The following is a 13,352-nucleotide window of genomic DNA, read 5'->3' as shown; positions in this document are numbered from 1 at the left end:
GCGCGGCCGGTCCGGGTCGGGAGCATCGGGGCGATCAACTCCCATTGGGTGTCAGAGAGCATCTGGAACCGGGACATGTCCCCAGGGTCTCAGCTGACTCGTGCATCTATTCTCAGACACGCCCTAGTCACCAGCCGGTCGGCACGTCAGGTCGCCCCGCGCAGACGCGAAGAGGGCCGGAATCGCGTGGATTCCGGTCCTCTCTCGCGGAGACGGGGGGAGTCTCCGTTAACTGGTGTCTGACAAGCAGCTATGTTGCTACACACTCGCTCTTAGTCAGTCTGTGGTCAGTCGCGGCGATCTTGCGTGTGTAGGACGGATTATGTGGTGCCCTCAATCCGAGCAAGCCGGACGGCAAGTTCCCGGCCAGCTCGGCTCCGTCGGTCGGCAGGCACGCGGTCAAGGAAGCGCCTGAGCACTGAGACCTCTTCGGCTTGTTCCTTGAGCTTCCGATGGACGATGGCTGCCTGTTCCGTGAACCAAGGGGCGGGCGCAAAGCCGCCGGCGCGCACACTGTCCTCTTCTTCCTGCTCGATAGCGGTGTAGATCAGTACCAGAGCCTCCTTGTAGCGCTTCTGGCGCTTCAGCTCCCTGATGGGCTCGATCAGTTCCTGAGGCCCGTAGCCCGTCACCTTGCCCCTAGCGATGGCCCTCGTGAGAGAGGCCTCAGGTGTGAGCAGGTGCGCAACCGATGGGGGGGAGCGGCGGGGCTCCGTCGGGGGCTGGCTAGGTGGCATCGGGTTGGACGCAGTGTAGGTCCATTCGGGTTTAGTGTTTCCCAGCCACACGAATGCCCTGGTCTTGAAGCTCGTGCCGTCGGCCGAGCTAGCCAGGACGTGCAACTGTGCAGGGACGGTGATGACTTCCTCCCGCCCAAACCGCATCTCCCGGGCGTGCTCGCCCCACAGTGCCCCAGCCTTGACCCTGAAGCGCCCTGGGTCTGATGGAGACTCGCGCTATTTGATTCCGACCAGCTGTTCGCGGCCGGCTTCGACAGCATAGAACGTGTCCTCGAACTCGGCGGGTGGGACGTCGCCGAGGTAGCCGTGGAGGCGTTGCGTATTGTGCCAGGACACCCACCCGCGGGTCGCGAGCTCGAGGTCCTCGACCGTCCGCCAGGGACCTGGCCGTGCGGGTCCGCAGACGAGCTCGGCCTTGTAATAGCCGTTCACGGTCTCGGCCAGGGCGTTGTCATAGCTGTCCCCGACGGTCCCGATCGACGGTGTCGCTCCGATCTCGGCGAGGCGTTCGCCGTAGCGAATGGAGGTGAATTGAGACCCCGCGTCGCTGTGACAGCGCAGGTCCTCGTGGCGAGCGCCGCGGGACCAGCGGGCCATCTCGATCGCGTCGAGGACCATCTCGGTGCGCATGTGTGACGCGCACCGCCACCCTACGATCATCCGGCTGAACGCGTCGACGATGAAGCAGACGTACGCGACGCCGGCCCACGTCGGCACGAACGTCAGGTCGGTGACCCAGAGCCGGTTCGGGGCAGGCGCGGTGAACTCCCGCTTCACGAGGTCCAGGTGCCGCGCCGACGCCGGGTCCGGCCGGGTGGTCTTGACCCTCTTCGACCGCCGCGCACCCTCGATGCCTGCAGCGCGCATCAGACGGGCGGTCTGGTCTCGGCCGATCATGATCCCCGCCCGGCCGGCGGCTTTCCAGAGCTTGCGGATTCCATAGACGCGGTAGTTTCCTCTCCCAGAGCTCGACCAGCTGCGGGATCAGCTCCTCGTCCCGCACCGCGCGAGCCGAGGGGGCGCGGGTCTTGGCGGCGTAGTAGCTGCTCGGAGCCACCTGCAGCAGCCTGCAGATGAGCTCGACTCCGAGCCGGCGACCGTCGACCAGGTCATCCTTGTTCGCGTCGATGAACGCGACTACTTCCGGTAGTGGCGGTCGAGCTCCGCCCCGAAGAAAGACGCAGCACGCTTGAGGACCTCGTTGGCCCGCCGCAACTCCCGGACCTCCTGCTCCAGTTCACGCACCCGCCGCGCCTCAGCGCTGCTCACGCCAGAGGTGACGCCGTCGTCGATGTCGGCGCGCTTGACCCACATCCGCACGGACTCGACCCCGTATCCGAGCTGCGTCGCGACCCGCTGCACAGTCCCATGCTCGGTCCCCAGCTCGGCACGCAGCGTCCGCACCATCCGGACCGCCGCGGCCTTCTCCTCCGGCGAATACCGACGCGTCGTCGGCTTCCCCGCTGTCTGCTCTTTCGGCATAACTCCATCCTCGTTTCCAAGGTCAGGAGTCTCCATCAGACCCAGGGCGCTTCACCCCGTTGATGAAGGCGACGATGGGAAGAGTGCGGAACGCTTCAGGCTCGTCCCGGTGTGCGCTCTTGAGGGTCGCCTGTGTTTCGACGTGCTGCCCGGCTGCTATTCCATACCGACGGACTAGCTGTTGTGGGTCATGAGGTTCTTGACATGGGTACCGGGCTGAGATGAGACGAGTGGGCCTCTCCCGCAGGATGGAAGTTCCTACACCACCCACCTGCCCGAAAAGACCCACTCATGACTCACGCTAACGCACCCCTGACCCCCACCGGCCGACTCAGGATGGTCCACCGCCACCTGCACGACGGGATCCCGCAGGCACACGTGGCCGCCGAGTTCCGGGTGAGCCGGCCCACGGTGGCCACCTGGGTCGCCCGCTACCGCGCCCAGGGAGAAGCCGGCCTTCAGGACCTGCCCAGCCGGCCGCGCCGTTCACCTGCCCAGCTCGATCCGGTCCTGGTCGCCCAGATCCACGCCCTGCGGCGGGAGCGCAAGTGGTCCGCACGGCGCATCCATCACCACCTCGTCTCCGAGGGCCACCGGGTGTGTCTTCGTACCGTGGGACGGTGGCTGCACCGACTCGGGATCTCCCGCCTACGGGACCTGACCCCGGCCGGAGAAGACCTGCGCCAACGACCCCAGAAGATCACCGCGAGAGGGCCGGGGCACATGGTGCACCTGGATGTGAAGAAGATCGGGAAGATCCCAGACGGGGGCGGCTGGCGCACCCACGGACGTGAAAGTGAAGCAGGCCGTGCTTCCAAGCGTGGTGCAGGCCGGCGGGTCGGGTACACCTACCTGCACTCGGCGATCGACGGGTTCACCCGGCTGGCCTACACCGAAGCGTTGGAGGACGAGCGGGCGGCCACGACCGTGAGCTTCTACTGCCGGGCGAGGGCGTTCTTCGCCGCCCACGGCATCACCGTGGACCGGGTGATCACGGACAACGGAAACAACTACCGGGCTGCGGACTTCACCGCGAAGGTGGTCTCGCTCGGAGGCCGGCATCACCGGATCCGGCCCTACACCCCGCGCCATAACGGGAAGGTGGAGAGGTACAACCGGCTGATGGTCGATGAGGTCATCTACGCCCGCCCCTACACCTCAGAGCAAGCTCGGCGTGAGGCCCTGGCGGTGTGGGTGAACCACTACAACTACCATCGGCCTCATACCTCCTGCGGAGACGCTCCTCCGGCCTCACTGGCACCGACCCGAGTCAACAACGTCATGCCCTCCTACACCTAGCACCGTGGACGTGGTGGTAACTATCCATTCCCAGCCGGTCGCGTCAATGGACTATTCCGTGATCGGCAGTTCATCGCGCGGCGCCGCATATTTCAATGCAGTCTCCTGCATAGCGCGTAGAGCTAGCGATGTGCAATCGAGCACCACGGGTCATGGAGTCTACTGGTCCGCCCAGTACGCCAGGCCCCGGCGCATGCTGCGGCCACGCGCCCGTGCACACCCTCCGCCAGAGGCCGTAGACCCCGGGCAGGTGCGTCGACAGAACCCGCGGCCGTCTCAGTCCATGAGAGGCGTACCCATCGTGTACGCACCTGCGCGGCCTGCCGACCCCACCCAATGAAGGTTGGGGGCATCAGGGCAATCAGAGCCCACCCCAGGGCGAAGAGCACCCTGAACCGGGACACACATTCAGAGCCCCAGCCTGCTGCCGGAATCCGGTCTCAGACATGGTCTGGACGTTCCAACTCCGACTGGCTACACTTTCACCCCAAGAAAATATTGCAACAATACTGAGGCCGGCCGGATAAGCTGTGTGGCCAGAGGGGGAAGCATGCTAAACGTCGAAAACCTTAGTTACGCTTGGGGAAATAAGACTATTGTCAAGAATTGGACAACCACCCTTCAGGCCGGTTCGGTCAACGGCCTAATCGCCCCGAACGGAGCAGGGAAGTCAACAATTCTCAGAGTGCTGGCAGGACAATTGAAACCAGCTAATGGCCGCGTGCTAAGAAATCCTCTCACCACAATCCAGTATTTGCCCCAACAGATTACTGCAGGCCAGAATGAAACCGTCGTCAATTATATTGAGGGAGCCACGGGCGCGCTCGATGCAACGAAACGACTAAGTGATGCGGCTCGCGCTCTAGCAGCCCAAAAAGCAAACGCCGAAGAAAAATATGTGGAAGCACTAGAACACTACAACAGTTCAGCCGCCCCAAGCCTAGATCTGGAGATGCCAGAAGCATTAACCCGGGTAGGCCTAGAGCCTTCACTTTGGAATCATCCGGTAGCGACCCTCTCGGGTGGGCAGCAGGTAAAGGTGGGGCTTGCAGCGCTCATATCATCACGAGCCGACGTGCTGCTGTTAGATGAACCTACAAATAACCTGGACCAGGAAGGATTGACTACTCTGGAAGAATACATCTCCCGTCAGGATGGGGTTGTATTCGTCGTGAGCCACGACCGCGATTTCCTCCACCGGGTTACCACAGTAATATATGAGCTCGATGAGTTCTCCGGGACAGTCTACGAATATAAAGGTGGATACTCTGCCTACCTGGAGGAGTCCAAGAAACGCCGAGAAAAGCTGTACAAGGACTACTCGCAATTTGAAGCAAGGAAGAACAAAATAGAGGAACAGGTACGAAGGGAGAGGTCCTGGGCCGCACGAGGGGAGCAACGAGCCGCATCAAAAAAGAGGCGGCCCGATAATGACAAACACGCCGCCGCGGCCGCTAGAGAAGGAGCACAGGCCACTGCCGGACGGGCCGCCCGATCTGAAAAGAAACTCGCCCGCCTGGAACAGGTAGAAGAGCCCCGCGAGCCCTGGACACTAAAGTTGCATATCGCAGAAACTCGCAGAAGTGGGCAAGCTGTGGTAACAATGTCAGATGTGGTATTTGTAAGAGGAGGTTTCAGCTGGGGCCCCCTAAAAGAACAAATATCCTACGGGGAGCGGATCCATCTCACCGGGCCGAACGGAGCCGGTAAGTCCACATTCGTAGACGTCATCATGGGCCGGTTGCTACCTACGCGGGGCACACTAACAATTGGCTCAAATGTAGTGATTGGTGAGCTCGCTCAATCACGCGGCTTATTCAACTCCGAACGCAATGCTACCCAGATCATAAGTCGTGAAGGGGGCATGACAATAGAGGAAACTCGAACACTGCTCGCCAAGTTTAGGTTGGGGGAGAAAGAAGCCTTACGCCCGAGTGCAACCCTCTCTCCAGGAGAGAGGACTAGAGCGAACCTCGCGCTTATGCAAGCAAAAGCAGTGAACTTCCTCATTCTCGACGAGCCTACCAACCACTTGGACATAGAGTCTATCCACCAACTGGAATACGCGCTTTCCAACTACAACGGCACGGTACTGCTTATTTCTCACGATCAACATTTGATCAGTAACTTGAGAATAGACAGAAATATTCCTATTCGCAATAATAAAACCGATGGAGAATAGCATGTGGGCTAGTTCACTACATATGAATGAAGATCACCTCTATAACGAATCACGGAGGCTAATTCAAAAAATCACAGGTTCCACGGAGACCTTGTTTAGGGTATTGCGATCGGTAGCGACACCCGAGGCAATTAATGATGAAATTAATAGATCCATTAGGGCCCTGGCGGGGGCTCCCCAAGAGCTAATGAGGGAGGACCCAAAAAAAATCAATATGATGACTGTCTTCTTCCCTTCCAACAATATACTCTACTCCTATGTACTATATTGCCTAATTCCAGGCCTCTACTGTGATACTATCCTGCTTCGGCCATCGTCTCGAGCCAAACAAGCAACAATGGACGTTCACGGATTGCTCGGCGCCTCCTCGGGCTCGCACGTCTGGCTCAGGGATGTAACACAAAAAGATTTTATTGAGGAATCCGGGGATGCCGACTTGGTGGTGTTCACGGGGACATCGCGGAACGCTACCGCGGTGCAAAAGAAACTCCCCCCGGGACCGACTCTGATTTCATTCGCGTCGGCTTCCACTCCTGTCGTGGTCGCCCCAGGGGCGGACGTGTATAAAACTGCGAGGAACGTCATCGCAGCGCGTTTGTTTAATGAAGGTAGAGATTGTCTGTGTCCCGACGCTATTTTAGTCCACGATAACCTTTTCCGCGAGTTTATAAAGAGCCTGAAGGCGCAAATCTCCGAATATATACACGCCCGAAACCGGAACAGCAACGACCTGCCCCGGGGGCACAATGTCGACCCTTCGATTATCGAGACATTGCAGGGAAGGAATAAAAGTATAGTGCACGGCGGAATTCTTGACAACTCCGGTGGAAAGATTGCACCCACAATTATAGAAGGAGATCTGACCCGGGACTTTGTCCAGACAGAATGGTACGGCCCTGTTTTCGATGTAGTCCGATATGAACGGGATCACGATTTGGAGAGTTGGTTTCTAGAGAACGAGCAGCTCAGCACGGGCAGCTACGTTTCCGTATTCGGTAAGTTCGGTGCAGGGCGAGAGATGATTGGTACACACCTTGTACTAAGAAACCTCATGCCACTAGATGCCGAGCACCCAAACTTGCCCTTCGGCGGCTACGGCCAGCTCTCCGGAAGTGTCCGTAATCATGGACACGTAGTGTCGAGGCCACTCCTAATCTCAGCAGAGGTCTGTCGACGACAGGCCAGGGCGTCATGATATCGAGCTCAAAGACGATATCGCTGCCGATTAGTTCGAGGAGCTATTCGGACGCAAGTCGAGACGATGTTTCCATTGCCGTGTCCAGGTTAATTGACGAAATCGGCGATGAGCGCAGCAACCCCGTAGTTCTCAATACGTACCCGTGGCCATCAATGCATATTCAAACCTTAGTTGACAGGGTCGACGGAGAACAGAGGGTCAGACCGGTTGAGTCGCTTGCCTTAGAAGCCACACGCCTCCTATCCGCTGCCTGTCTAGAATGGGATAAACGGGGAGTCGTACTGACCTCGAAGGTGGGTAACGACAGCGTCGCGATGATCGCTGAAGCCTTCGCGCGGGAGTACAAACAACCCTGCATAGTAATAGAGATTGCCATAGATTTACAGCGCTCGGTCATTACAATGTCAGGTCACAAGGTAGGGGAAAAACACCGTAATGAAAGTATTTGAGCAGGTAGTAGACCAACTAGCCAGTCACGGGGTGACCCATTTTTTCGGGTTGCCATCGGACGAACCCGGATTCCTAGATGCCGCGGCTTCAAACGCTGCATCACAGGCAATCATGTTCGACGATCAGAGGGCCGCCGCTCTAGCCTGTATCGGGTACGCTCGAGCCTCGGGTAAATCCCCGGCGCTGTGTTTAACTCCCGGTCCAGCCTTCTCAAATGCCCTCACAGGGCTTTTGGAGGGTTCGAGCTTAGGACTGCCGACCATTATACTTACCCACGGGTGCGATCCCCGAACGAGAAATAGAGGCGGGTTTCAACAGACTCCGCAGAGGGAAATGTTGGCTCCCCTCGTCTCGTGTTATGAGGAGCTGGTGGATGCACGCGACGTAGAGCGCGTCATCTTCAATGCGGTCCATAATAGTCTGAACCTGCGGCCGGGTCTTGTTGCCGTCCAGGCTGACAGTACTTTGATGCAGGCAGAGGCGGAGAAGGTATCCGTCCATAGGACCGTGTCCGCCGCGCGACTCAGAATGGCCCCGGATCCAGTGGCCGCGCGCGCCGCTGGACGAAGCATCGACAGTTCTCAGTCTCCTCTAATGTTAGTCGGAGGCGGCGGTTATACGGCTACCCGCGAAATACTCGCGTGCGCTGAGCATTGGGGTGCCGGCGTACTAACTACGGCTGCGGGACGTGGAACCATAGACGAGAGCCATCCTCTCTCATTGGGCCTATGTGGTCTTTATGCCTCGGAAAGAGCGCAAGAGGCCTTAAAAACATCCGACCTGGTCGTCGTTGTTGGCAGTGCTATGGAGGAAACCGTGCGGATGGGTTGGTCTGCACTTACGGAACAGAGAATCATTCAGATCGATAGAGACCCGAATGCGTTCTCTCGAGCCATCCCAGTTGAGTTTCCAATTCTGAGCGACGCTGGACTCGGTCTCCTCGCATTGAAGGATGCGACAAATGCACGTAGCAAGAGTGCAGCGTCTCTAATCTCTACGGGTACTGCACCCAGGACTTCCAAGTCTCTTGTTTCCCGATTGCTCCAAAATCTCTGGAACCGGCTGCCGGCTAAGACAACACTTGTGCAGGAGAACGGACTGCATGACATGTGGTCATACGACTCGGAAACCATCTCGGTCTACCCCGAAACGACGGTGGTCACCCCCGGTGAGCAAACAACAATGGGATTTAGCATACCTGCAGCCGCTGGCGCTGGGGCCGCAGCCCCTGGCCAAATGACGCTTATCGTTTGCGGAGATTCCGCGTTTGCGATGACTGTTGCCACCCTACCTACCCTGCTTGAGCAGACTATGCAGTGTGTAATTGTTGTTCTGAATAATAGTGGATGGGGATGGCCCAGGAGTCTTAGGGACGGTGGCGATACTCTAACCGTGGTCGACCGTAAAACTTGGCTCTACGCAATCCCAGAAGCGTTAGGAATGCGAATCATTGACGTCGATTATGAAAGCTCAGTCGCATCGGTGGTTGATAAAATCGAGACAGCAGTGTCCGCGGGCAGGCCTGTCGTCGTGAACGTCAGAGTGCGAGACGATGACGTGTACCCACCGATTCTTAGACAAGGGCTTGCGAGTGACTAAAGCATTCATTGCACCCCTATGGATTAACGGAGTGCGCGTTCCGAGGATAGATATCCTTCGGCTCGCAAGGGATATTCGTGGGTCTCTCAAGGGGCTGCATCAGGATACTGTCGTCGTCATGCCAAAAAATCCCCTGGTTAGTGTCATCGCTCGTAAAGTGGCACTGGAGTGCGGACTTCCCTATGCACTGGATTACGGCTCTATTCAACGGTCTCCGGATGTTCGCCATGTCTACTTAGACGAGCATGGGAACGTAGGACTGAGCCGCGGTTGGAGTTATCCATTACAAGATGACTGCGCGCGTCTCGTGTCGACATCGGGCTCGACGGGAAACCCCGAAACGGTTGTCCACTCATCCCACGCGATCGCCTTTCAAGCCCGGGTACTAGCCGAACGACTTGGGGTGGGTGCCGAATCGAACATGCTTCTCCCTATTCCCGTGAGTCACGCCTATGGTGCGTCGGTGGTCGAGCTGTGGTTGAACCATAACGTGCCGCTGATAATCGAGTGCGGGGACGTTATAGCTGGTACGCTAAGAAGTCTTCTCGAGCGTCGGATCAGCACGATTGACGTAGTGCCCTCCATGCTTCAAATACTAGTCAAACTCAGCCGGCGCAACACTGACCTTCGTGCCGCACTGTCGCGGTTGGATCTGTTGAACGTGGGCGGGGATGTACTCCCACTCGGTTTAGCTAATGAAGTAGAGCGCGAATGTGGTCAGAAAGTGTTTGATGGATATGGGCTCTCTGAAGCGGGCCCTAATGTGGCAATCAGTGGGCCCGGTGTTTATAAGAAGGGAACGGTAGGTCTACCGCTTCGCGGTGTAGAAGTGCGCGTAGACGCCCGAGACGAGGTGTACGTGAGGAGCCCGTCGCTACTATCGGGATATTTGCGCGGTACCAACGTCGTCAAACAGGTCAACAAGGACGGGTGGCTGCGCACCGGGGATCTGGGCAGTATAGATTCGGAAGGGTATCTATCCATTCGAGGTCGCAGCAAAAGCGCTATTATAGTTAACGGTAAAACAATTGCGCCGTTTGAGGTCGAGGAGGCGGCGCGCGCTAGTGGTGTTTGCGAAGATGTTGCTGTTATCTGTACCCGAGGGCAGAGTCAGTTGTCGGACCGGATTCATGTATTCTTCATTCCTGGCCGCGTCCACACCCCCCAGCGCCAAGTCGAGATACTTAAAGACGTTGTCAGGACATTTGGTGCTGGTCCGGTAGTCCTCCATAGAATACTTTCGTTTCCGAGACTCCCATCGGGAAAAATCGACAAAAAAGCGTTGAAGGAGAGCGTGTCATGAAGATCATTGGGGCGAGTCTTGCCGAGATAGGGCCCAGCAGTCCATTGGACGCGTTTGAGGCCTCAGTTGAGCCCTCGGGGGCGAGTGGGTTGCAGGGGTCCAGGCATTTGGTCATAGTAGTGGGCTATGGGGAGCTCTTAGCCCAGTCACGGGTGAAGACGGAGGTACAAGACTTCAGCGGACAGTCTGCCCTGGACCGTCTTCGTGAACGCGGATATGAGCCGGTCCTAATAAATCATGCCTGCGCTTCGGTGATCTTTGCGCTACAGCTCGCCCGAATTTCACTGCGGGCCGACGTGGCGGATATTGTGACCATTGTGGGGGACTCCCGTGGAACACGCTACGAACATGAGGGAATGCGGGCGCTAGGTGCCCTATCCAAGATGGGCTCCGCGCGCCCATTCCATCCCAGCCGGGATGGGACGACGATTGGTACAGGTCAGCTTGCGTTAACTTGTACCAGCGAGAAGTGGGACGGACCGAGCTATGGTCGAGTTACCGGTCTGGACTGCAGGATGGTTCGCGAGCCAAATGCTGGGTTGGAGAGGCATAGTGTGGAGAAGACAATGAGGGCAGCTCTAGATGACGCAAGGGTTATCTTGCCGCACCATATCGAGGCGCACGCGACGGGCACATGGCTAGGGGACGCTGTAGAGGAGGAGGCGATCAGAGGTCTGCTAGAAGAACGGCGAAGGTATGCCATTACGCCAACGGTTCATGCGTCGAAAGCAAGCCACGGGCACCTGCTCCATAGTGCCGCGGCGATTTCGATACTCCATGCAATCGTGTCCATCGGCAACGGTTGCCCCAGCGTCCTAATTAACGCGTTTGGCTTTGCAGGAAACTATGGTTCAGCGGTCATGGAAGGGGATTCACAAATGACAAGTGTAATGGAACTCGAGGCCGCCCTTCAAAAGCATAGCCGGGGTGGCAAATGAAGGCCCCGCTGGTCACGGTGGTCACTCCTACCATCGGAAGGCTTGAGAAGCTACGGGAAGCTATACGTTCAGTCGCAGCTCAGACTGTCGCCACGGAGCACGTCGTAATTGGAGACAACTGCGCCCGTCGCGGATGCGCGGGTGAAGTAGCTGAGGTGGTGAAGGAGTTCAGTAATGCAACGTTCTACGACATTCGTCGGATTGAGAATAGCTCCCGTTTCAATTACTTGCCGGCTCGTTTGGCGTATCTACGCAACTACGGTGCGCGCATGGGTCGGGGTGATTATGTCGCTCACCTCGATGATGACAACAGGCTCCGGGAGGATCATTGCGAGTCACTCGTCGCCATTATGAGGGCGACCGGGGCGGGCATCGCACATTCGTGGAGACAGCTAGTTTACGCTGACGGAGAACCGTTTGTTGTGCGTGATGAGGATCCATGGCAGCCAAAGCCCGAGCGCAGGAGGGAATCATTCATCAAACTTTCGGACCAAGGAGTCCTAATTTCCGGTAGCGACATTGTACGTGACCGCCTGTGGGATGGAGACGATCTGGTCGCTCGTGTAGACACGAGTGAGTATTGTGCGACTGCTATCTTCTTTTCTAAGTTCGGGTTTCCGGAGCGATTTTCTAGGGGGGAGCAACTGCTGGAGGTCACGGAGGACATGGCGTACGCGCGCCGCCTCGGACGGCAAGGAATTAGAGTTCCGTGTACGCAATTGCCGACCGTATTGTATACTATGGGGGGATACTCGAACCGTGACGTCGTAGATCCGGGCGTCGATCGCTTCAATGTGCTCGCGTGCTCAGCTTTAGAGAGGGGGCTGGAGAAATGACAAAACAGGATATCGAGTTGCCGGCGCGACGCGCCCATATGGTGCTTTATAATCGCCCTCTGGGCTACCTCGTAATGTCGGTGTTTCTTTCCCGTCTGGTAGGGTCGATGCTAACTGTTGCGGTACCCTTCTATGTCATTGAGAAATTTGGATTTGGGATAGAGGCTGGCATCACCCTGGCGGCGCGCCTTCTGCCGAGCGTGCTCCTTGGCATTGTGGTCGGTCACTTTGTAGATAAATGGGACCCTCGCAGAACGGCTATCTACTCAACCGTGATTGCAAGTGTCCTTCTGGCCCTGGTTCCATTGACCGGGGTTATTTGGCAGTTGCAGATTCTTATGTTTGTAATCGGCCTAGTGCAACTGTTTAGCTTCCCTGCACGGATGGCGTTGCGGCCCCTTGCGATTCCTACGGGTGGGGAGACTCGGGGCAATGCAGCAATTGTTACGGCAGAGCGCCTTAGCGGCATACTTGGACCGTTGCTAGTGGGTCTGTTGATCGCGACCTCGGGCTTGGGCATTGGCTTTTTTCTCCAGTCGGGTGTCTCGATTGTCTCCGCGCTCTTAATTCTTGGTTTGCCGGCGCGGCCGTTCGAGCGAGATGCGCCGGGGTCTCTTGGGGAAGAGTTCCGTGCGATGTTGATTACTGGGCCAAAGGTCCTCGCACGGGCGGTGTTTGGAGATCCCATGCTGCGGGTTGTAGTTTTGACGGCGTTCACGTACGTAGCAGCAACAGCTATCGGTGAGGTGTTTATTGTCGGGCTGGCCAAGGAGTCATTTCCGACGGTACCCGGCGCGAACGGAGTGCTGGTCGCGGCGATGGGCGCGGGCGGCGTCCTGGGAGCGCTGATGTCCTCAAAGCTCGAGCGCTTTTCCCCGGGGCGGTTGTATCTGACGGGGAACGTGCTGGAGGGTGTCGCCTGGGGGACACTGCCCTTTCTGCATAACTTGCCCGGAGCAGCGGTAGTTATGGTCATAGCGGGGTGTCTTGAGTCGGTGGCGACTGTGGTCTATTTTGCCGAAGTACAGAAGCGGTTGCCAGACAATCTGGTTGGCAAGTTCTTCGCCACATTTGTTCCTCTTACCGACATTTTTATTGTTCTGGGAATGGTGGGGGCGCCCGTTTTCATGGCTTCCATGGGCGTTACAGGAACGGCCATGATCATTGCCGGACTGATCGCGGTTCCTGTTCTGGCGTTTGCGCCGACCCTGGTTCGCCATGCGGTGCCGGTTGGAAAGGAGAAGCCGCTATGAGCGAAGGATCACTCAGTTCCGAGAGTGAACTCTACTTGAATGAAAAATGGGCGGTGGCTGTCGCATCCGGCC

9 protein-coding genes, 1 pseudogene and 1 other annotated feature are annotated in these 13,352 nt (G+C 57.8%); of the genes and pseudogenes, 8 read left to right on the top strand and 2 right to left on the bottom strand.

Features of this window, described 5'->3' with window-relative positions; translation table 11 throughout:
• Positions 1 to 320: 320 nt before the first annotated feature.
• Both J1M40_RS04775 and J1M40_RS04770 read right to left on the bottom strand, forming a co-directional pair.
• Complete coding sequence (locus tag J1M40_RS04775) at positions 321 to 632, bottom strand: hypothetical protein (protein ID WP_144818546.1); 312 nt, start codon at positions 630 to 632, stop codon at positions 321 to 323.
• A 324-nt stretch (positions 633 to 956) separates the two neighbouring features.
• Positions 957 to 2,222: pseudogene (locus tag J1M40_RS04770) on the bottom strand (IS3 family transposase).
• Positions 1,789 to 1,923: a sequence feature (AL1L pseudoknot), on the bottom strand. (Overlaps the previous pseudogene by 135 nt.)
• A gap of 291 nt (positions 2,223 to 2,513) precedes the next feature.
• On the opposite strand from J1M40_RS04770, the gene J1M40_RS04765 reads away from it, so the two are divergent.
• The 8 genes from J1M40_RS04765 (at position 2,514) to J1M40_RS04730 (ending at position 13,280) form a co-directional block, all read left to right on the top strand.
• Positions 2,514 to 3,521 (top strand): IS481 family transposase, encoded by a 1,008-nt coding sequence (locus J1M40_RS04765; RefSeq protein WP_206450502.1) that lies wholly within the window; start codon positions 2,514 to 2,516, stop codon positions 3,519 to 3,521.
• A gap of 550 nt (positions 3,522 to 4,071) precedes the next feature.
• Positions 4,072 to 5,703 carry a ribosomal protection-like ABC-F family protein gene (abc-f, locus tag J1M40_RS04760; protein WP_144819245.1) on the top strand — a complete coding sequence of 544 codons (1,632 nt, stop codon included), beginning with the start codon at positions 4,072 to 4,074 and terminating at the stop codon, positions 5,701 to 5,703.
• Complete coding sequence (locus tag J1M40_RS04755) at positions 5,693 to 6,898, top strand: aldehyde dehydrogenase family protein (protein WP_144819243.1); 1,206 nt, start codon at positions 5,693 to 5,695, stop codon at positions 6,896 to 6,898. The genes abc-f and J1M40_RS04755 overlap by 11 nt, the downstream gene beginning before the upstream one ends.
• Positions 6,899 to 7,336: 438 nt before the next feature.
• Complete coding sequence (locus J1M40_RS13030) at positions 7,337 to 8,950, top strand: thiamine pyrophosphate-binding protein (protein WP_145016007.1); 1,614 nt, start codon at positions 7,337 to 7,339, stop codon at positions 8,948 to 8,950.
• A complete protein-coding gene (locus J1M40_RS04745; RefSeq protein ID WP_342356883.1) occupies positions 8,904 to 10,253 on the top strand; it encodes a fatty acid--CoA ligase family protein in 1,350 nt (449 codons plus the stop codon). The genes J1M40_RS13030 and J1M40_RS04745 overlap by 47 nt, the downstream gene beginning before the upstream one ends.
• On the top strand, positions 10,250 to 11,191 hold the full coding sequence (locus tag J1M40_RS13025; RefSeq protein WP_144819237.1) for a beta-ketoacyl synthase N-terminal-like domain-containing protein: 942 nt from the start codon (positions 10,250 to 10,252) through the stop codon (positions 11,189 to 11,191). The genes J1M40_RS04745 and J1M40_RS13025 overlap by 4 nt, the downstream gene beginning before the upstream one ends.
• Complete coding sequence (locus tag J1M40_RS04735; RefSeq protein WP_144819235.1) at positions 11,188 to 12,027, top strand: glycosyltransferase family 2 protein; 840 nt, start codon at positions 11,188 to 11,190, stop codon at positions 12,025 to 12,027. The genes J1M40_RS13025 and J1M40_RS04735 overlap by 4 nt, the downstream gene beginning before the upstream one ends.
• Entirely contained in the window at positions 12,024 to 13,280 is a 1,257-nt protein-coding gene (locus tag J1M40_RS04730) for an MFS transporter (RefSeq protein WP_206450500.1), read from the top strand. The genes J1M40_RS04735 and J1M40_RS04730 overlap by 4 nt, the downstream gene beginning before the upstream one ends.
• Positions 13,281 to 13,352 lie beyond the last annotated feature (72 nt).

It is taken from the genome of Micrococcus sp. KRD026 (genome assembly GCF_017168445.1).
GTDB lineage: Bacteria > Actinomycetota > Actinomycetes > Actinomycetales > Micrococcaceae > Micrococcus > Micrococcus luteus.
Note: the sequence above shows the minus strand (reverse complement) of the source record. Positions and strands in the feature narration are given on the sequence as shown.